Source organism: Streptomyces maremycinicus, from assembly GCF_001184025.1.
GTDB lineage: Bacteria > Actinomycetota > Actinomycetes > Streptomycetales > Streptomycetaceae > Streptomyces > Streptomyces maremycinicus.
In genome coordinates, this window is the sequence record NZ_BBYG01000013.1 from 534,563 (window position 1) to 554,428 (window position 19,866).

Below are 19,866 nucleotides of genomic sequence, written 5' to 3' on the forward strand. Positions count from 1 at the left end.
AACGCAGAGGGAAGTGGCCCCGTCCGGCGCAGCCTAGGGTCAACGCGCGTAGCGCGACAGGGGGTTCTTGGTTACATCCTGGTTTCCCTTTGCCCTCCGGTTACCCCCGCCACCGTCCTCGCGGACCGCGTCCTTCCGGCTTTCCCCGTGCCGCCACTTTGCCCGGCCCGCCCCTTACCCTCGACGCATGACCAGCGACGACATCGCACGGATCCCCGGCTCCCGCTCCATCGAGACCCACTCCGAGCTCACCCCCGAACAGACCGAGGCCGTCCTCGAACTGCTCGCGGAGGCCGCCCGGACGGACGGTCAGCAGGCGGTGTCCGAACAGGGCCGCCTACAGCTGCGCGGAGGCGCCCGCGAGGGCGTCTCCCACCTGGTCCTCACCCTCGGCGACGAACTCGTCGGCTACGCCCAGCTGGAGGACACCGATCCGGTCGAGGCACCCGCCGCCGAACTGGTCGTCCACCCCTCGCACCGCGGTCACGGGCACGGCCGCGCGCTCGGCTCCGCCCTGCTCGCCGCCTCCGGCAAGCGGCTTCGGGTGTGGGCCCACGGCGGTCACTCCGCCGCCCGGCACCTCGCCCAGGTCCTGGGACTCTCCCTGTTCCGTGAACTGCGCCAGATGCGGCGGCCGTTGAGCGACCTCGAACTGCCGGACCCGGTCCTGCCCGACGGGGTGAGCGTCCGCGCCTTCGTCCCCGGCAAGGACGACTCCGCCTGGCTCGCCGTCAACGCCGCCTCCTTCGCCCACCATCCCGAGCAGGGCTCCCTCACCCAGCGCGATCTCGACGCCCGTATGTCCGAGCCCTGGTTCGACCCGGCCGGCTTCTTCCTCGCCTTCCGCGGCGAGCGGCTCGTCGGCTTCCACTGGACGAAGGTGCACGCCGAGGAGCAGCTCGGCGAGGTGTACGTCCTCGGGGTCGCCCCCGGCGCCCAGGGGGGCGGCCTCGGCAAGTCCCTCACCACGATCGGCCTGCGCCACCTGGCGGCCCAGGGCCTGCCGACGGCGATGCTGTACGTCGACGCGGACAACAAGGCCGCCGTCTCGGTGTACGAACGGCTCGGCTTCCTCACCCACGAGACGGACCTGATGTACCGAACAGAGACGTGACCCGCCCGAACGGCCCGCCGAGCCAGGCAGACCGGGGTCAGGCTGGGCAGGGCGGGTCGGGGTCAGGCCGGGTCGAGGTCAGGCCGGAGTCAGGCCGGGCCGGAGTCGGGGCGGGTCGGGGTCGGGGCGGGTCGGGGTCGGGGCGGGTCGGGGTCTGGGCGGGTCGGGGTCAGGCCTGGCGGTGGGTGGGGAGGGTGGTGGGTGGGGTGGACCGGGGTGGGGTGGGTCTCCGGAAGTGCTTGCGGAGCGGCTCCGGTGTCCACAGCGCGCTCAGCGTGAGCGTCGCGCCCAGCACCACCGCCCATCTCACCTGCGTCGCCACCCAGTAGGCATCCTGGGGCGTGCCCAGCAGGCCCCACCGGTTCGGGAGCAGTACCGCCACCGCGGCCGCCGTCCCCAGCCGGAGCGCCGCGCCCCTGCCCACCTCCGCCGCCCAGGTGAAGCGGACGGCGATCGTCGCGAGGGTGAGGGCGGCACCGGCCATCCCCGCGGCCTCGAGCGTGGCCGGGCCGAGCGCCGGACGGCTCGCGGCGGGTATCAGCAGCAGGGCCGCCGCCCACCACAGGGCCAGCAGGGGAACGACCACGGCCAGCCGCAGCACGGTTCGCCGCGGGCGGCCCACCGGTGTCGTCGCCGTGGTGTCGCGGGCCGGGTCGTCCAGCAGGAAGGCCAGGCCCAGTGCGCCGGTAAGGGCGGTGAGGCGCAGGACCAGCCGTCCCGGTTCGGGGTCCGGAGCGTGGTCCGGCAGCCGGGTGGTCCCGGCGAGCAGCAGGCCCAGCGCGCCGGCCAGGGTCAGCGCCCGCCAGGGCAGGCCGCGCCACACCGGCGGCACCAGGGACCGCAGCAGGTCCGGCGCGGCCCCCGCACGCACTACTCCCCGCACTGCTCCGCCTCCTTCGGCACCTCGACACCCAGCAGCTTCGCGGCCTGGGCCGTCGTCGTCCTCGCGGACGTCAGTTCCGCCCAGTGGGCCTTGACCCGGGCCGTGATCTCGGCCCGCGGCCGGTCCAGCAGTTCCCGGATCACCGTCGTCTGCGGACCCGTGAGGCTCAGTCCGTTCGTCGGCGCCAGGACCACGCCCGAACCGCTGGTGCTGTCGTCCAGCCGCACGTTCCGGAAGGTGGCCGACGGGGTCGGGTCGTTGCCCAGGACCAGCCACATGACGGTCACCGCGCGGGCGTCGCACATCGGCTCGGACGTCACGTCCTCGGAGCCTCCGACCAGGACCGCGGCGACACCGACCGCGAACTCGGGGACGCGGTTCCCGCCCCAGCGGCCGCCGACCGTCACCTCGCCGGGCGTGGCGGAGGGCTCCAGAGCGGCGTCCGCCTCCACTCCGCCGGACGTGTCGACGCGCTGACGGATCGTCAGGTCCGTCTCCGCCGCGCCGCCGGCCGCGGACCTGACGCGGTCGACGACCTCGGCCCAGTCGTCGCGCACCACGCTCCACTCGGGGAACGAGCAGTACGTCGAGCCGTCGTACGTCGAGCACGACTGGACCCTCTGCGGGGACTCGGACGCCGTCCTGCGCGCCGCGTCCAGAGCCGCCGTGTCACCCGGGAGCTGACCGATCGCCCCGGCCGCCGTGGCCGCGAGGGCGAGCGCGGTCGCCGCCTTGACGGCGCGGGTGCGGCCGCCGGCGACCAGCAGCGCCACGCAGGTCAGCACGGCGCACAGCCCCACCACATACAGGGCGTGCCAGCCGGCCGGGCGGCCCAGCAGATCGCTCGGGACCGGATCGCCGCCGCTGGAGGAGAACAACTGGACCGGGACGAGCCGGCTCACCCAGTCCTGCTCGTCGTCGACGAACCCGGAGACCAGGACGCCGAGCAGATACACGGCGATGACGAACAGTATGGGCACGAAGGAGGAGGGCAGCAGCCGGGCCAGCAGCACGCCCGTGATGCCCGCCAGCAGGACGCACAGGGGTCCGACGGCCAGCTCCCCCGCGGAGCCCTGGCCGATGGCACCGGGCTTCAGCGCCTCCCGGGTGTACTCGGCCGCGACGACGAGCGCGGTGAGCCCCGCGTAGGGGACCACGGACAGCACATGGGCGAGGGTGCGCCGCCAGGGTTCCATGGCCAGCACCGCCAACTGCTGCACCGTGGCGTGCTTGCGCGAGCGCAGCGCGGCCGCGTTGGCGCAGATGAACAGGGCGAGGGCGAACAGCAGGGGCGCCGCCTGGGTGCGGCGGTCGACCGTGTTGAGGACGGGGAAGTCGTCCATGCCGTCCTTGCTCATCAGCCGCAGGGCGACGAGGAGGACGTACAGGGCGAAGAAGAACAGCACCGGGATCTGCTGGAGCAGTTCGCGGGCCTCGAAGCGGGCGAGGGCGAGGACGGCTCCGGCGCGGCGGCCCTCGCGCGGCGGCTCGGTCGCCGCGCGGACCGGTTCCGTGGCCGTCGGGGTGGTGGTGCTCATGCCGCCACCTCCGTGTTCTCGCCGTCGAGGGCGAGCAGGTAGCCGTCCTCCAGGGTGGGCTCGAGGAGTTCGGCGCCGGTCGGCGGGTCTCCGATGTTGCGGAAGCTGCCGGTACCGGTGCGCCAGCCCGCCAGGGCGTTCGGGTCGCGTTCCGTGCTGCTCCACACCCGGCCGGCGGCGCGGGCGGTCAGCTCGGCGGGGGTGCCCTCGAAGCGGACGCGGCCCTGGGCCAGCACCACGACGCGGTGGCAGAGCATCGCCACGTCCTCGGTCTGGTGGGTGGACAGCAGGACCGTGCGCCCCTCGCCCGCCTGGGCGATCAACTCGCGGAAGCGCATGCGCTGTTCGGGGTCGAGGCCGACGGTCGGCTCGTCCAGCACCAGGAAGCCGGGGTCGTCGACGAGCGCGGCGGCCAGGGCGACGCGCTGCCGCATGCCACCGGACAGCCGCTTGATGCGCGTACCGCGCACCTGCGAGAGGTCGACGGCCTCCAGCACCCGCCGCACCTCGCGGTGCCGGGCGCCGCGGTCGGTCAGCTCCTTCAGGATGGCCACGTAGTCGACGAACTCGAAGGCCGTGAACTCCGGCTGGAAGCCGGGGGTCTGGGGCAGATAGCCGAGCGTGCGGCGCAGGGCGAGGCGGCCGGACGCGGTGCCGGGGTCGTGCCCGAGGGCGGTGAACTCGCCCCCGTCGGGCGGCACGGCCGTGGCCAGCACCCGCAACAGGGTGGTCTTCCCGGCGCCGTTGGGGCCGAGCAGCCCGGTGACGCCGCGGGTCAGCCGCAGCGAGACTCCGTCGAGGGCACGGGTCCCGCCGAATCGCAGCGCGAGGTCGGTGGCCGTCAGGGTGGCGGGGCCGGTGGGCCCGGTGGAGGCGGTGGGGGCGGTGGTCATGTGGAGCTCCTGGAAGTCCGGTGGGCGGGCGGGGCCGGGGCGGGGGCCGCGGGGACGGCAGGCCGCGTCACGCGGTCCCGCCGTTCGCGAAGCCGCCCATCGGGCGCGCGTCGAAGCGGTCACGGGCCTGATAGAGCAGGAGGGCGGCGAGGACCGCCACGGCCGCCGCGGCCGACTGGCCGGCCGCCGTGAAGGGGGCGAGCGTGTCGTGGGCGTGCACCTGGCTCTTCGCCACCACCAGCAGCGTCACCCACGCGCCGCCGACCAGGGCGGGCGCGACGACCGGCCCCAGCCGGGCGGTCAGCGCGAGTCCCGTCGCGGTGAGGGCGAGCGCGGGCAGCAGCCAGGCCAGGGCGAGCAGCCCGTACCCCGGCAGCGCCAGCGTCGCCAGCCCGTTGAACGCCAGGCCCGCGGTGAGCACCGCGACCGTGCGGATCATCAGCAGCCGGAAGCCGTGCACCGGGGCGACGACCGCCATCTCGTACGTCGGGTCCAGGGACGGGCCGTAGGACAGGGCGACCCCGGCGAGCGGGAGCAGCGGGGCGAGCGCGAGGAACAGCGCGGGCCGGTCCGCGACCCGTACCGCCAGCACCGTCATGACCAGCAGGAACAGCACCGACAGCAGCCAGGAGCGGCGCAGTACCGGCGTCGCCGTCAGCAGCCGCGCGGTGTGGTCGGCCACGCCGAGCCGGACCAGCAGCCGCTCGAGCAGGCCCTGCCGGGGCGCGTCCAGCTCGGCGTCCAGCCGCTCCCAGCCGGCGTCCAGCGCGACCGGGTCGGTGGTGTCCGCGAGCCGGGCCCGGCAGGTCGCGCACCCGGTGAGGTGGGTGTCGGCGGACCACAGCAGCGGCGGCGCCAACTCGCCGTGCGCGTACGCCCGCAGGTCCTCGTCGGCCACATGCCACGTCATGCCACGACCTCCCTCGACTGTCCGCCGCCCACGCGTGCGCGCGGGCCGGTTCCGTACATGTGCCGCCTCATGCCAGCGCCTCTCGCAGTTGCTTGCGAGCGCGCAGGGCCCGCGTCTTGACGGTGCCGGGCGGGATGCCCAGCAGAACGGCCGCCTCCCGGGTGGTGAGCCCGTCGATCACGGTCGCCTGGAGGACGGCCCGCAGCTCCGGGGAGAGGCGGGTGAGGGCCCCGGCGAGGTCTCCGTGCTCCACCCCCGCGAGCACGCGTTCCTCCGCCGAGGTCTCGTCGCGGTGGCGCAGCCGGGACAGCGCCTGGCGCAGCCTGCCCCGCGCGCCGTCCCCGCGCAGGACGTCCACGAGCCGCCGTGAACCGATGCGCCAGAGCCAGCCGGCGGCGTCGTCGGAGTAGCCCTCCTGGCGGTGGCGGGCGGTGCCGCGCCACACCGCGAGGAAGGTCTCCTGCACGACGTCGTCGACCGTCCCGGCGTCCGCGCAGCGGCCGCGCAGGCGCGCGGTCAGCCAGGGCGCGTACCGCCGGTACAGCTCCTCGAAGGCGTGACGGTCCCGGTCTGCCGCGATGGCCCGCAGCAGCTCCCCGTCGCTTCTCGTTTCGCTCACAACCCCTCATCGGACGGGCCCCGCCGATCGGTTCACGGTGGACCGCAGGATTTTTTCTTGACTTCGCGCACCGCCCTGCACCACCCTTTCACTACTCAATTAGTGAAAGGGTGGTTGTCCAGTGGTCGAATACCGCATCGACCGGCACAGCGGCGTGGCCACCTACGTCCAGATCGTCCAGCAGACCAAGCAGGCCCTGCGCCTGGGCCTGCTGCGGCCCGGCGACAAGCTGCCCACCGCCCGCGAGGTCGTCGAGGCGACCGCCATCAACCCGAACACCGTGCTGAAGGCCTACCGCGAGCTGGAGCGGGACGGGCTGGTGGAGGCCCGGCGCGGCGTCGGCACCTTCGTGCGGCGCGGACTGAACACCACCCCGGCCGACTCGCCCCTGCGCGCGGAACTGGACGCTTGGGCCGCCCGGGCCCGGGAGGCCGCACTGGACCGCGACGACGTCGCCGCGCTCTTCACCGCCGTACTCGACGAGCACTTCGCCGTGCCGGACCCGAACGGCCGAACCGGCCGAACCGGCCGAGACGACCGGGCCGACCGGCACGACCGGCACGTCCGGCACGACATGAATCCTGGAGACCCCTCATGACCGACACCGCCATGGCGGCAACCGCGCTCGGCAAGCGCTTCGGCCGGCGCGGGGGCTGGGCGCTGCGCGACTGCGCCTTCCGCCTCCCCGCCGGGCGCGTCTGTGCCGTCGTCGGCCCCAACGGCGCGGGCAAGTCCACCCTCCTCGCCCTCGCCGCGGGCCTGCTGGCCCCCACCGAGGGCGGCGTCACCGTCCTCGGGACGGATCCCGCGTCCGCACGCGCGCGTGTCGGTTACGTCGCCCAGGACAAACCGCTGTACCCCCAGCTCACCGTCGCCGAGACCCTGCGCGTGGGCGCCGATCTCAACCCGGACCGCTGGGACGCCGAGACCGCCGGGCGGATCGTTTCCGCGGGCGAACTCGACCCCAAGAAGAAGATCCGCTCCCTCTCCGGCGGCCAGCGCACCCGGGTCGCGCTCGCCCTGGCCCTCGGCAAACGCCCCGAACTGCTCCTCCTCGACGAGCCGATGGCCGACCTCGACCCGCTGGCCCGGCACGAGCTGATGGGCACCCTGATGGCGCGGGCGGCGCAGTACGGCACGACGATCGTGATGTCGTCGCACGTGGTCGCCGAACTGGAGGACTCCTGCGACCACCTGCTGCTCGTCGGCGGCGGCCGGATCCGCCTCGCCGGTGAGATCGACGACCTGCTCGGTGCCCACGCGCGCGTGAGCACCGCCGTGAGCACCACCGCGGGCGCCGCCGGGCCCGCCCCCGCGACCGGCGGCGCCCCGGGCGGCCCGCCGGACCTGGCCCCGCACACGGTCGTCGAGTCCCGGGTCACCGGCCGCCAGCTCACCGCCCTGGTGCGCCCGGCAGGCCCGCTCGCCGAGGACTGGCGCGCCTCTACGCCCTCCCTGGAGGAACTCGTCCTCGCCTATCTGCGCAATCCGCAGGCCGCCCCGCTCACCCCGGCCGAGCCCGAGGAGGCCGCCGTATGACCGCCCTCGCCCTGTCGCCCGACTCCCCGATGACCACGGGGCACGCCCCCGGAGCCGGCTGGCTGTACCGCCTGCACCGGCCCGCCCTGTACGTCTGGATCGGCCTCGTCGCCCTCCTCGCCGCCGGTCTGGTGTGGCTGTGGGGTCCGCTGACGGATTCGTCGGCCGCGGCCTGGCGGGAGTACAACGAGTTCTGCCTCAAGCGGGGTTCGTGCCACTACGACCCGGACGCGATCGTCCGCTACAAGGACGTGTACGGGTACACGACCGCCGCGCTGACCGCGCTCCCCTTCGTCGTCGCCGCCTGGGCGGGCGCCGCCCTGTTCGGCCGCGAATGGGAGCACGGCACCGCGCAGCTCGCCTGGACGCAGAGCCTGTCCCCGGTCCGCTGGCTGGCCATCAAGCTGATCGTGCCCACGGCCCTGGTCACCGCGGGCACCGGCCTGCTGGTCGTCCTGCACCGCCTGATGTGGTCGGCGGGCGACGGCCGGATCGACACGGCCAAGTCCTGGTACGACAGCTTCACCCTGCACACCAACGGCCCCACCACCGTCGCCTTCGCCCTGACCGGCCTCGCCGCCGGCGCCCTCGGGGGCGTGCTGCTGCGCCGCACGCTGCCCACGCTGATGTTCGCCCTCGCCTGCGTCACCGTCGTGCGGCTCCTGGCCGACCAGGTCATGCCCCACCTGTGGCCGGCCGTCACCCGTGTCAGCGGTCTCGCCGACGGCTACCGGGGCTCCGGCCTCGGCGTCGACTCGGGCCTGGTCACCGCCACCGCCGCGCACGTGGCCGACCCCGGCTGCGGGCCGACCCTCGCCTCCCCCGGCTGCGAGCGGGTGTACGCCGACCTGGACGCCACGGGGTTCTACACCACCTACCACCCCGAGTCCCACTACTGGCCGCTCCAGCTGACCGCCACCGCCCTCGTGCTGGCCGTCGCCGCCGCCCTCGCCGTGACCGCGTTCGTCCTGCTCAGGCGCGCGACCGCCACCACCGCAAGCGGCGGCGCGGAGACCGTCGTATGACCCCCGCGGCCCCCGCGGACGCGCCCGCCGGACCGGCCGGCCGCCGCGACGACGACACCACCGAGGACGGCACCGGCACCGGCCGTGCGGACGGCCGTACCGCCTGGGGCACCGCCCGCACCGTGCTGCGCCTGCACCGCACCGCCCTCCTCGTCTGGACCGCCGCCGTACTGTTCCTGAACGGCTGGCTGGTACGGCTCGACAAGACCGCCACCCAGGGCGAGTTCGCGGAGTGGGAGGCCTGCGAGCGCGCGGGCCAGGACCTGTGCGACATGCCGGTCGGCTGGGTCGGCCACAGCGAGTGGCTCGCCTGCATCGGCCTGCTGATCTCCTTCTGCTTCCTCGCCGTGGCCGCCTTCGCGGGCGGCACGCTGATCGGCCGCGAACTGGAGAACGGCACCGCGCGCCTCGCCTGGGCCCAGGGCATCACCCCCGCCCGCTGGCTCACCGCCAAGCTCGCCGTCCCCGCGCTCGCCCTGACCGCCGGCACCACCGCGCTGCTCCTGGTGTACCGCCGGGTCTGGGGCGCCCACCAGAACCTGACGTACAGCGGGTGGACGGGCGACGACGCGTACCTCTCCCGCGGGCCGGCCGGCCTCGCCTACGTCCTCTGCGCCCTCGCCGTCGGCGTGCTCACCGCTCTCCTGCTGCGCCGCGCGCTGCCCGCGCTGGCCGTCTCCGTCGCCGCGACCGGGCTGCTCGCCTTCGTCGTGGCGCGCTGCCGCGGCTCCTTCTGGCCGACCGTCACCCGCACCTCCGCGGAGGCCGGGGTCGACCCTCCGGCCAACGCCTGGGAGCTGGAGAACGGGGTGCTCGTCCACGGACGACGCACCCCGGACCTCAGCCCCTGGACCTGCGACGGCACGGCCGCCGAAGCGCGGCGCTGCCTCGACGACCTGGGGATCACCGGCTTCTACACGACCTACCACCCCGAGTCGCACTACTGGCCGCTCCAGCTCGTGGAGACCGGCGTCGTCCTGAGCGTCGCCGCGCTCGCCACCGCCGCCGCGTTCCTCCTCCTGCGCCACCGCACGGCGACCGCGTCCACGGCCTGATCCCGCCCCCGCCCCCGGCCGCGGGGGTGCGGGGTCCCTCCCCCCGTGCAGGGACCCCGCACCCCCGCGGCCCGACCCGTACACCGCCCCTCCACGACATCGACCCCCGCGGGCCGCTCCCCGATATCCCGCACGCCATGTCGCCGTAACCAGCGGTTAAGGCGACCTTGCGACGCTCGGCGAATGAAGCCCGCCGTGCCCGAGCCTTCGCCGCCTCCCGAGGGAAATCAGCCCCACGGAGGGTCCCCCGCGATCCCGCCCGCACGTTCCGACGCGCCTGTCACGCTCCTGGCGCGGAAGAATGGGTACATGAGCCAGTCAGACGCCCAGGCCGAGGTCCAGCACGCGCAGCCCTCCGTGGGCTCCATAGCCGCGCACCGCCCGCACACCGTCTCCGCCGTGGTCTCCGACCTGGAGCCCGACATCGACGCCGACCTCGACACGTACGAGGAAGCGCCGTACGACGGCCCGCAGCTGCCCCAGGGCCGCTTCCTCGACCGGGAGCGCAGCTGGCTCGCGTTCAACGAGCGCGTTCTCGAACTCGCCGAGGACCCGGACACGCCCCTCCTCGAGCGGGCCAACTTCCTCGCCATCTTCGCCAGCAACCTGGACGAGTTCTTCATGGTCCGGGTGGCCGGTCTGAAGCGCCGCATCGCCACCGGGGTCGCCACCCGTTCGGCCTCCGGCCTCCAGCCGCGCGAGGTGCTGGAGATGATCTGGGCCCGCTCGCGCGAACTCATGGCGCGGCACGCCGCGACCTACCACGAGGACATCGCCCCCGCCCTCGCGGAGGAGGGCATCCACCTGGTCCGCTGGGGCGAGCTGACGGAGAAGGAGCAGGCACGCCTGTTCACGCTCTTCCGGCACCAGATCTTCCCGGTGCTGACCCCGCTCGCCGTCGACCCCGCGCACCCCTTCCCGTACATCTCGGGTCTCTCGCTCAACCTCGCCGTCGTCGTGCGCAACCCGGTCAGCGGCCACAAGCACTTCGCGCGCGTCAAGGTGCCGCCGCTGCTGTCCCGCTTCCTGGAGAGCTCCCCCGGCCGGTACGTCCCCATCGAGGACGTCATCGGCGCCCATCTGGAGGAGCTCTTCCCGGGCATGGAGGTGCTGGAGCACCACGCGTTCCGGCTCACCCGCAACGAGGACCTCGAGGTCGAGGAGGACGACGCCGAGAACCTCCTCCAGGCCCTGGAGAAGGAGCTCATGCGGCGCCGCTTCGGGCCGCCGGTGCGCCTGGAGGTCGAGGAGTCCATCGACCGCGAGGTGCTCGACCTGCTGGTGCGCGAGCTGAAGATCAGCGAGGCCGAGGTCTACCCGCTGCCGGGCCCGCTCGACCTCACCGGCCTCTTCCGCATCAGCGGCCTCGACCGGTCCGAGCTGAAGTACAAGAAGTTCATCGCCGGCACCCACCGCGACCTCGCCGAGGTCGAGTCCGCGTCCCCGCCGGACATCTTCGCGGCCCTGCGCAGCCGGGACGTCCTGCTGCACCACCCGTACGACTCCTTCTCGACGTCCGTGCAGGCGTTCCTGGAGCAGGCGGCGGCGGACCCGGACGTCCTCGCCATCAAGCAGACCCTGTACCGGACCTCGGGCGACTCCCCGATAGTCGACGCGCTCATCGAGGCCGCCGAGTCCGGCAAGCAGGTCCTCGTCCTGGTCGAGATCAAGGCCCGCTTCGACGAGCACGCCAACATCAAGTGGGCGCGCAAGCTGGAGGAGGCCGGCTGCCATGTCGTCTACGGCCTCGTCGGCCTGAAGACCCACTGCAAGCTGTCGCTGGTGGTCCGTCAGGAAGGCGACACGCTGCGGCGCTACTGCCACGTCGGCACCGGCAACTACCACCCGAAGACGGCCCGGCTCTACGAGGACCTCGGCCTGCTCACCGCCGACCCGCAGGTCGGCGCGGACCTCTCCGACCTCTTCAACCGGCTCTCCGGCTACTCCCGGCGCGAGACCTACCGCCGTCTCCTCGTCGCCCCCAAGTCCCTGCGGGACGGTCTGATCGCCCGCATCGACAAGGAGATCCAGCACCACCGCGCGGGACGGCCCGCGCACGTCCGCATCAAGGTCAACTCGATCGTCGACGAGGCCCTCATCGACTCCCTCTACCGGGCGTCCCAGGCGGGCGTGCAGGTCGACGTGTGGGTGCGCGGGATCTGCGCGGTGCGCCCGGGAGTGCCGGGCCTGTCGGACAACATCCGGGTCCGCTCGATCCTCGGCCGTTTCCTGGAGCACTCGCGGGTCTTCGGGTTCGGCAACGGCGGAGAGCCCGAAGTGTGGATCGGCAGCGCCGACATGATGCACCGCAACCTCGACCGCCGTATCGAGGCCCTGGTCAGGGTGACCGACCCGGCTCACCGGGCGTCCCTGAACCGGTTCCTGGAAACCGGCATGTCCGACTCCACCGCCTCCTGGCACCTCGGCCCCGACGGCGAGTGGATCCGGCACTCGCACGACGCGGACGGCGCGCCCCTGCGCAACGTCCAGGAGATGCTCATAGACGCCCGGAGGCGCCGGCGTGGCACAGCGACACCATGACCTGACGGACCCCGCGGCCGGGCCCGTGACCACCGGGGACGCCCTCGCGGGCTATCTCCGGGGCCAGGCCACGGAGTTCCTCCGCGCGCTGCGCCTGCACCGGGAGACGGGCGGCGCCGTGTCGAACGGCGCGTCGGGCGCTTCGGCGGGCGGCTCGGTGAGCGCGGAGGTCCGCGTCGACGCGGTGCGCGCCCTGCGCCGCTCGGCCCGTCGGATCAGCGGCAGCCTGCACACCTTCCGGCCGCTCCTCGAGCCCGAGTGGTCGGAGGCGATCCGACCCGAACTGGCGTGGCTGTCCGGCACGCTGGCCCTGGAGCACGCGTACGGGGCCCGTCTGGAGCGGCTGCTGCTGGCGCTGAACCGGCTGTCGGGCGCGGCGCCGGTACCGGTGCCGGGCCAGGCGGCCGGCCCGGCCGGCTCCGCGGGCCCGCACGGCTCCGCGGGCCCGCACGGCAACGACCGGCCCGCCGTCCACCCGGCGACCCCGGACCGCGGCAACCTCACCGTCGGCGCGGCGAAGGCGGGCGCGCTGCTGGACCGCCAGCTCACCCTCGCCCGCACCCGGGCCCACTCCACCGCCCTCCAGGCCCTCGGCTCCTCCCGCTTCCACGCCGTCGCGGACAAGGTCGCCGTCCTCGCCAGCGAGGTCCCGCTCACCCCCGCCGCCCCCGCCACCGCCCTGCACCCGCTGGCCTCGGCTGCCGAGGAACGCCTCGCCGACGCGGTCACCGCGCTGCCGCTGGTCACCGCGGGCAGCCCCTACAACGCGGAGGCCCTGGTCCACGGCCTCTCCCCGGACCCGGCCCCGCACCCGCAGGACGCGCCCTGGCACCAGGTGCGCCTGCTGCTGCGGCTGCACCGCTACGCCTGCGAGGTCGTGCACGGCCGGAGCACCCCGCTGGACCTCCGCCTGCTCACCGCGGGCGAGGCCCTCGACCGGCACCGGGACGCCTCGGAGGCGTCCTCAGCCGCCGCCCAGGCGGCCCGCACCCCCCGGATCGCTCCGGCCACGGCGTACGCGCTCGGCGTGCTGCACGCGGACCAGAGGCATGAGGTGGAGGCCGCGCGGTACGCGTTCCAGCGGTCGTGGCAGAAGCAGACCGTCGGCGCACCCTGACCGGACAGGTGGTGAGGACCAGGTGAGCACTGCGGACAACCCCGACGGCACCCCCGTCCAGGCGGCCGGCTGCGTGCTGTGGCGGCGCTCCCCGGCGGACGGCGGACTGGAGCTCTGTCTCGTCCACCGCCCCAAGTACGACGACTGGTCACACCCCAAGGGCAAACTGAAACGTGACGAGGACCCGCTCGCGGCGGCCCTGCGGGAGGTCCACGAGGAGACGGGCTACCGGGCGGCGCCCGGTACCCGGCTGCCGACCGTGGACTACGAGGCGAACGGCCGTCCCAAGCAGGTCCGCTACTGGGCGGCCGAGGCCGTGTCGGGCGGGTTCGCGCCGAACGACGAGGTGGACCGTCTCCTCTGGCTCCCGCCGCCGGCCGCCCGCGACCGGCTCACCCGGCCGAGGGACCGCACCCTCGTGGACGCCCTGCTGCACGTCCTGCACCTGGCATAACGGGTGGGCGGCGCGGCCCGACACCGGAATCGGCTCGTGTCCTCGACGTGAGCGTTCCGTGACCTAACCGCACCGCCGCCAGGGGTTCACCCTCCGTTCACCCGCGCCCGTAGGCGGCTTCACCTGTTCTGCCTAATTTCGGCCTTACGCGGTGCGGCACGCGACCCCGGTGGTCACGTCCGTACCGAGCAGACTTCTGCACACTCCGCACGCCGCCGAATTCAGGACGGCGGCTCCTGGAAGGATCTTCCTCAAGTGAAGCTTCAGCGCATGAACCGGCGGGCTCTCTCCCTCGGTGCTCTCGCCGTCTCCGGCGCCCTGGCCCTCACGGCGTGCGGCTCCGACGACACCGGCTCCAGCAGCAGCGGCAGCAGCTCCTCCGCCACCGCGGCGGCCGGTTCCATCAAGTGTGACGACGCCAAGGGCCAGCTCCTCGCCGACGGCTCCTCCGCGCAGAAGAACGCGATCGACGCCTGGGTCAAGAACTTCACCCAGGCCTGCTCGGGCGTCCAGGTCAACTACAAGGGCTCCGGCTCCGGCGCGGGTGTCACCGCGTTCACCCAGGGCCAGGTCGCCTTCGCCGGCTCGGACTCCGCGCTCAAGCCCGAGGACGTCACGGCGTCCAAGGCGGTCTGCTCCGGCGGCCAGGGAATCGACCTGCCGATGGTGGCCGGCCCGATCGCCGTCGCCTACAACGTCTCGGGCGTGGACAACCTCGTCCTGGACGCCGCGACGATCGCGAAGATCTTCGACGGCAAGATCACCAACTGGAACGACGCCGCGATCGCCAAGCTCAACCCCGACGCGAAGCTGCCGGACCTGAAGATCCAGCCGTACCACCGCTCGGACGAGTCCGGCACCACGGACAACTTCACCAAGTACCTGATCGCCGCCACCCCGGACAACTGGAAGTACGAGGGCGGCAAGGCCTGGCAGGCCAAGGGCGGCCAGGCCGCGGCCGGCTCCTCCGGTGTCGCCCAGGGCGTCAAGCAGACCAACGGCGCCATCGGCTACATGGAGCTGTCGTACGCCAAGGACGGTCTGGGCACCGTCGCCGTCGACACGGGCGCCTCGGCCCCGGTCAAGGCCTCCTCCGACGGCGCCACCAAGGCCGTCGCCGCCGCGCAGGTCGTCGGCACCGGCAGCGACCTGTCGCTGAAGCTGGACTACAACACCAAGGCCGAGGGCGCCTACCCGCTGACCCTGGTCACGTACGAGATCGCCTGCGACAAGGGCAACAAGGCCGCCACCCTGCCGGCCACCAAGGCGTTCCTGCGCTACATCGCCAGCGAGGACGGCCAGGGCATCCTCTCCGGCATCGACTACGCGCCGATCCCCGACGCCATCATCACCAAGGTCCGCACCACCATCGAGGGCCTGAGCTGATCCCAGTGGTGCGGTCCGGCGCCGGGGGAAACCCGGTCCGGACCGCACCCGTCCGGTGCACCGCCGCCCGGGGCCGTCCGTAACCCGGCCCCACCCGAGCCGCCCCCACACCCGCAGGCGGCTCCGCAGACCGGAGACCTCCATGGACATATCGACACACAACCCAGACACGGACGACACCCCGCCCCCCATCGCCCCGCCGGCCGCCGATGCCGAGCAGAAGCGCGCGGCGCGCGGCGCCACCCGGCCCGGTGACCGGATCTTCCTGGCCCTGTCCCGCGGCTCGGGCATCTTCCTGCTGGTGATCATGGCCGCGATCGCGGTCTTCCTCACCTACCGCGCCTACCTCGCCATCAGCGAGGACGACGCCAACTTCCTGACCACCTTCGAGTGGAACACCAGCCTCGTCCCGCCGAAGTTCGGCATCGCGGTCCTGGCCTTCGGCACGGTGGTCTCGTCGATCATCGCGATGGTCATCGCGGTCCCGATCGCCGTCGCGATCGCCCTCTTCATCACCCACTACGCCCCGCGCCGCATGAGCGGCCCCGTCGCGTACGTGATCGACCTGCTCGCCGCCGTCCCGTCCATCGTCTACGGCCTCTGGGGCGCACTGGTCCTCGTACCGCACATGGACGGCCTGTTCGGCTGGCTGAACCACTACCTGGGCTGGACCGGCGTCTTCTCCTGGGACGACGGCGCCCCCCGCTCGATGCTCACGGTGGGCATCCTGCTGGCCGTGATGATCCTCCCGGTCATCACCAACGTCAGCCGCGAGGTCTTCCGCCAGGTCCCGCAGATGCACGAGGAGGCGGCCCTGGCGCTGGGCGCCACCCGCTGGGAGGTCATCCGCATGTCGGTGCTGCCCTTCGGCCGCTCCGGCGTGATCTCGGCCTCGATGCTCGGCCTCGGCCGCGCGCTCGGCGAGACGATGGCGGTCGCCACCGTCCTCTCCCCCGACTTCGACATCCACGCCAGCCTGCTCAACCCCGGCGGCGGCACCTTCGCCCAGAACATCGCCAGCAAGTTCAACGAGGCGACGGAGTTCGGCCGTGACGCGCTCATCGCCTCCGGTCTGGTCCTGTTCGTCATCACCCTGCTGGTCAACGGCGCGGCACGCATGATCATCGCCCGCCGCAGTGAGTACTCGGGGGCCAACGCATGAGCCACGCAGCAGCAGTAGCCGACAAGTCCCCGAGCACGCTCAAGGGCGCCAGCCTCCCCCGGTGGTCCTCCTGGGCCATCGCGGCCGGCGCGCTCGTCCTCGCGATCGCCATCGGTCTGGCCGGCGGCCTGGACAGCAAGGTCCAGTGGGGCCTGATCGCCGGGATCCTGTTCATCCTCGCCACCTTCGGCATCGCCGCGAAGGTGGAGGGCCGCCGCCAGGCGAAGGACCGGGTCGCGACGAGCCTGGTCTGGGTGGCGTTCCTCCTGGCCGTGGTCCCGCTGGTCTCCCTGCTGTGGACGACGATCCAGCGCGGCGTGAAGGTCCTGGACGTCTACTTCCTCACCCACTCGATGGGCGTGGTCGCGGACAGCGAGGCCGGCGGCGGCATCTACCACGCGATCCTCGGCAGCCTGGAGCAGGTCGGCCTGGCCACCGCGATCGGCGCCCCGGTCGGCATCCTCACGGCGATCTACCTGGTCGAGTACGGCCGCGGCAACCTGGCGAAGGCGGTCACGTTCTTCGTGGACGTCATGACCGGCATCCCGTCGATCGTCGCGGGCCTGTTCATCCTCAGCCTGATGCTGATGCTCGACATGCAGCCCTTCGGCTTCGCCGGCTCTCTCGCGCTGGCGATCCTGATGATGCCGGTCGTCGTACGCTCGACCGAGGAGATGCTGAAGCTGGTCCCGAACGAGCTGCGTGAGGCGTCCCTCGCCCTGGGCGTCCCGAAGTGGCGCACGATCCTCAAGGTGGTGGTCCCGACCTCGATCGGCGGCATCATCACGGGTGTGATGCTGGCGATCGCCCGTATCGCGGGCGAGACGGCGCCGGTCCTCCTCCTCGTCTTCGGAAACCCGTTCATCAACGCGAACCCCTTCGAGGGTGCGCAGGCGTCGCTCCCGCTGTACATCTACCAGCAGTACTCGCAGAGCGCCGGTTCCACCGCGGCCTACGACCGCGCCTGGGCGGCGTCGCTCACACTGATCGCCTTCGTGATGATCCTCAACATGGTGGCCCGCGGCATCGCCCGCTGGAAGGCCCCCAAGACCGGTCGCTGACCACAGCGATCCGCGGCTACCGCCGCACGGGGCCCCCTCAGCGACCGACTGGAAGTGAAGTAGAAAAAATGGCGAAGCGAATCGACGTAAGCGGACTGACCGCCTACTACGGATCCCACAAGGCGATCGAGGACATCTCGATGACGGTCGAACCGCGCTCGGTGACGGCCTTCATCGGCCCCTCCGGCTGCGGCAAGTCGACGTTCCTGCGCACGCTGAACCGTATGCACGAGGTGACGTCGGGCGGCCGGGTCGAGGGCAAGGTGCTCCTGGACGACGAGGACCTGTACGCCGCGGGCATCGACCCGGTGTCGGTCCGCCGCGAGGTCGGCATGGTCTTCCAGCGCCCGAACCCGTTCCCCACCATGTCGATCTTCGACAACGTGGCGGCGGGCCTGCGGCTGAACGGCAGCTACAAGAAGTCGGAACTCGCGGACGTCGTCGAGAAGTCCCTCAAGGGCGCGAACCTCTGGAACGAGGTCAAGGACCGCCTCAACAAGCCCGGCTCGGGCCTGTCCGGCGGCCAGCAGCAGCGGCTGTGCATCGCGCGCGCCATCGCCGTGGAACCGAAGGTCCTCCTGATGGACGAGCCCTGCTCGGCCCTGGACCCGATCTCCACGCTGGCGATCGAGGACCTGATCGGCGAGCTGAAGGAACGCTTCACGATCGTCATCGTGACGCACAACATGCAGCAGGCGGCCCGCGTCTCGGACCGCACGGCCTTCTTCAACCTCTCCGCCGTCGGCCAGCCCGGCAAGCTGATCGAGATCGACGACACGGAACGCATCTTCTCCAACCCGTCGGTCCAGGCGACCGAGGACTACATCTCGGGCCGCTTCGGCTAGACCCCCACCCCCGAACCCCTCGCGGTGCTGCATGGCGGTGCCACCGCGAGGCCACAAAGGGCCCGCCCCCCTGACAGGGGGGCGGGCCCAGCGGTTTGCCTCCGGCGGTCAGGCGGGGGGTGGGGCGCCCGCCCCCGGGGGGGGTGGGGGGACGGGGTCTGGCACAGGGGTGCAGGAGGACGAAGTCCCCGGAGGGTCCCGGCGCGGAGCCCCGTGGCGCGAACCTCTCCCCAGCGCGGCGGGTGCAGGGGCGGGGGGACAGAATCCCTGAAGGGGTGCAGGGGACGAAGTCCCCGCCGGGGTCCGGGGCGGAGCCCCGCGGCGGGGAGCCCTCTGCCCCTCGAGACGGACCAGCACCCGGGCGCAGAGCGCAAGGGCGCAGGGGGACGGAGTCCCCACAGGGGTGCAGAGGGTGAAGTCCCCACAGGGGTGCAGGGGACGGAGTCCCCGCTGGGGTCCGGGGCGAAGCCCCGCGGCGGGGAGCCCTCTGCCCACCGAAGCGGGCGGGCGGGTGGGCGGACACCCCCGGGGTCCGGGGCGAAGCCCCGTGACGGGAACCCTCTCCCCACCGAGACGGACCAGCACCCGGGCGCAGAGCGCAAGGGGACGAAGTCCCCACAGGGGTGCAGGGGACGAAGTCCCCGCTGGGGTCCGGGGCGGAGCCCCGCGGCGGGGAGCCCTCTGCCCACCGAAACGGGCGGGCGGGTGGGCGGACACCCCCCTACAAGAACGCCACGTTCACGATCCAGAACGCGCACGCGGCAACAACCCCCGCCGCCGGCATCGTGATGAACCACCCCAGCACGATGTTCTTGGCGACACCCCACCGCACGGCATTGATCCGCTTGGTCGCCCCCACACCCATGATCGCCGAAGTGATCACATGCGTCGTGGAGATCGGCGCCTTGAACAGGAACGCCGTGGTGAACATGATCGACGCCCCGGTCGTCTCCGCGGCGAACCCCTGCGGCGGATCAAGCTCGATGATCTTCCGCCCGAGCGTCCGCATGATGCGCCACCCACCCGCGTACGTCCCCAGCGACAGCATCACCGCGCAAGCGATCTTCACCCACACCGGGATCGGATCGTCGGCCCCCTGCACGTCGCCGATGACGAGCGCCATCACCACGATGCCCATCGTCTTCTGCGCGTCCTGGAGACCGTGCCCCAGCGCCATCCCCGCGGCCGAAACCGTCTGAGCGATCCGGAAGCCCCGCTTCGCCTTGTGCGGGTTGGACCGCCGGAACATCCACAGGATGGCCGTCATCACCAGGTAACCGGCGACAAGCCCCACCACCGGCGAGACGAACATCGGAATGACGACCTTGTCGAGGACGCCGGACCAGATGACGTCCGTCCCTCCGGCCAGCGCCGCACCCACCATCCCGCCGAACAACGCGTGCGAGGACGACGAAGGCAGCCCGAAGTACCAGGTGACGAGGTTCCAGACGATCGCGCCGATCAGCGCGGCGAAGAGGATCCCCATCCCCTTCGACCCCTCGGGCGTCTCGATCAGCCCCTTGCTGACGGTGTGCGCGACACCGCTCCCGAGGAACGCGCCGGCGAGGTTCATCACCGCCGCCATGGCCAGCGCCGCCCGAGGCGTCAGCGCCCGGGTGGAGACCGACGTGGCGATGGCGTTGGCGGAGTCGTGAAAACCGTTCGTGTAAGTGAATCCGAGCGCGACGCCGATGGTCACGATCAGAGCAAAGGTGTCCATTAAG

The 19,866-nt window shown here is 72.7% G+C and carries 18 protein-coding genes; 12 read left to right on the forward strand and 6 right to left on the reverse strand.

The genetic code is table 11. The annotated features are described in order from the left end of the window. The first annotated feature begins 187 nt into the window (after positions 1 to 187). On the forward strand, positions 188 to 1,114 hold the full coding sequence (gene mshD, locus AOQ37_RS18050) for a mycothiol synthase (RefSeq protein WP_062645541.1): 927 nt from the start codon (positions 188 to 190) through the stop codon (positions 1,112 to 1,114). A gap of 169 nt (positions 1,115 to 1,283) precedes the next feature. Here mshD and AOQ37_RS18055 read toward each other — a convergent pair whose 3' ends face one another. The 5 genes from AOQ37_RS18055 to AOQ37_RS18075 all read right to left on the reverse strand — a co-directional run bounded on the left by AOQ37_RS18055 (position 1,284) and on the right by AOQ37_RS18075 (position 5,957). Further along, positions 1,284 to 1,997: an ABC transporter gene (locus tag AOQ37_RS18055; protein ID WP_199825039.1), complete on the reverse strand. Its 714-nt coding sequence runs from the start codon at positions 1,995 to 1,997 to the stop codon at positions 1,284 to 1,286. After that, complete coding sequence (locus AOQ37_RS18060) at positions 1,985 to 3,535, reverse strand: hypothetical protein (RefSeq protein WP_062645542.1); 1,551 nt, start codon at positions 3,533 to 3,535, stop codon at positions 1,985 to 1,987. Before AOQ37_RS18060 ends, AOQ37_RS18055 begins: the two co-directional genes overlap by 13 nt. Next, positions 3,532 to 4,428 (reverse strand): ABC transporter ATP-binding protein, encoded by an 897-nt coding sequence (locus AOQ37_RS18065; protein WP_062645543.1) that lies wholly within the window; start codon positions 4,426 to 4,428, stop codon positions 3,532 to 3,534. The genes AOQ37_RS18060 and AOQ37_RS18065 overlap by 4 nt, the downstream gene beginning before the upstream one ends. A 67-nt stretch (positions 4,429 to 4,495) precedes the next feature. Further along, positions 4,496 to 5,338, reverse strand: a complete 843-nt coding sequence (locus tag AOQ37_RS18070) for a cupin domain-containing protein (protein ID WP_062645544.1) — start codon at positions 5,336 to 5,338, stop codon at positions 4,496 to 4,498. Positions 5,339 to 5,405: 67 nt separating this feature from the next. Next, positions 5,406 to 5,957, reverse strand: a complete 552-nt coding sequence (locus tag AOQ37_RS18075) for an RNA polymerase sigma factor (RefSeq protein ID WP_062645545.1) — start codon at positions 5,955 to 5,957, stop codon at positions 5,406 to 5,408. 121 nt (positions 5,958 to 6,078) lie between these two features. Between AOQ37_RS18075 and AOQ37_RS18080 the strand changes: the two genes are divergently transcribed. The 11 genes from AOQ37_RS18080 (at position 6,079) to pstB (ending at position 18,142) form a co-directional block, all read left to right on the forward strand. Further along, the gene (locus tag AOQ37_RS18080) at positions 6,079 to 6,555 is read left to right on the forward strand and encodes a GntR family transcriptional regulator (protein ID WP_062645546.1); all 477 of its coding nucleotides are present in this window, start codon (positions 6,079 to 6,081) and stop codon (positions 6,553 to 6,555) included. After that, entirely contained in the window at positions 6,552 to 7,496 is a 945-nt protein-coding gene (locus tag AOQ37_RS18085) for an ABC transporter ATP-binding protein (RefSeq protein WP_062645547.1), read from the forward strand. Before AOQ37_RS18080 ends, AOQ37_RS18085 begins: the two co-directional genes overlap by 4 nt. Then, a complete protein-coding gene (locus AOQ37_RS18090; protein ID WP_062645548.1) occupies positions 7,493 to 8,521 on the forward strand; it encodes an ABC-2 membrane transporter-related protein in 1,029 nt (342 codons plus the stop codon). The genes AOQ37_RS18085 and AOQ37_RS18090 overlap by 4 nt, the downstream gene beginning before the upstream one ends. Continuing rightward, entirely contained in the window at positions 8,518 to 9,576 is a 1,059-nt protein-coding gene (locus AOQ37_RS18095) for an ABC-2 membrane transporter-related protein (protein WP_078890238.1), read from the forward strand. Before AOQ37_RS18090 ends, AOQ37_RS18095 begins: the two co-directional genes overlap by 4 nt. A gap of 183 nt (positions 9,577 to 9,759) precedes the next feature. Continuing rightward, a complete protein-coding gene (locus AOQ37_RS18100; protein ID WP_107085224.1) occupies positions 9,760 to 12,117 on the forward strand; it encodes an RNA degradosome polyphosphate kinase in 2,358 nt (785 codons plus the stop codon). Next, on the forward strand, positions 12,098 to 13,234 hold the full coding sequence (locus tag AOQ37_RS18105) for a CHAD domain-containing protein (protein ID WP_062645550.1): 1,137 nt from the start codon (positions 12,098 to 12,100) through the stop codon (positions 13,232 to 13,234). The genes AOQ37_RS18100 and AOQ37_RS18105 overlap by 20 nt, the downstream gene beginning before the upstream one ends. A 22-nt stretch (positions 13,235 to 13,256) precedes the next feature. Next, positions 13,257 to 13,688 (forward strand): NUDIX hydrolase, encoded by a 432-nt coding sequence (locus AOQ37_RS18110; RefSeq protein ID WP_062645551.1) that lies wholly within the window; start codon positions 13,257 to 13,259, stop codon positions 13,686 to 13,688. Positions 13,689 to 13,943: 255 nt separating this feature from the next. Further along, on the forward strand, positions 13,944 to 15,074 hold the full coding sequence (pstS, locus tag AOQ37_RS18115) for a phosphate ABC transporter substrate-binding protein PstS (protein WP_062645552.1): 1,131 nt from the start codon (positions 13,944 to 13,946) through the stop codon (positions 15,072 to 15,074). Between the two features lie 142 nt (positions 15,075 to 15,216). Then, complete coding sequence (gene pstC / locus AOQ37_RS18120; RefSeq protein ID WP_062645553.1) at positions 15,217 to 16,236, forward strand: phosphate ABC transporter permease subunit PstC; 1,020 nt, start codon at positions 15,217 to 15,219, stop codon at positions 16,234 to 16,236. Next, positions 16,233 to 17,297 carry a phosphate ABC transporter permease PstA gene (pstA, locus tag AOQ37_RS18125; protein ID WP_062645554.1) on the forward strand — a complete coding sequence of 355 codons (1,065 nt, stop codon included), beginning with the start codon at positions 16,233 to 16,235 and terminating at the stop codon, positions 17,295 to 17,297. Before pstC ends, pstA begins: the two co-directional genes overlap by 4 nt. Positions 17,298 to 17,365: 68 nt before the next feature. Beyond that, the gene (gene pstB, locus AOQ37_RS18130) at positions 17,366 to 18,142 is read left to right on the forward strand and encodes a phosphate ABC transporter ATP-binding protein PstB (protein WP_054243810.1); all 777 of its coding nucleotides are present in this window, start codon (positions 17,366 to 17,368) and stop codon (positions 18,140 to 18,142) included. 721 nt (positions 18,143 to 18,863) lie between these two features. On the opposite strand, the gene AOQ37_RS18135 is transcribed toward pstB, so the two are convergent. Then, entirely contained in the window at positions 18,864 to 19,862 is a 999-nt protein-coding gene (locus tag AOQ37_RS18135) for an inorganic phosphate transporter (RefSeq protein WP_062645555.1), read from the reverse strand. Positions 19,863 to 19,866 lie beyond the last annotated feature (4 nt).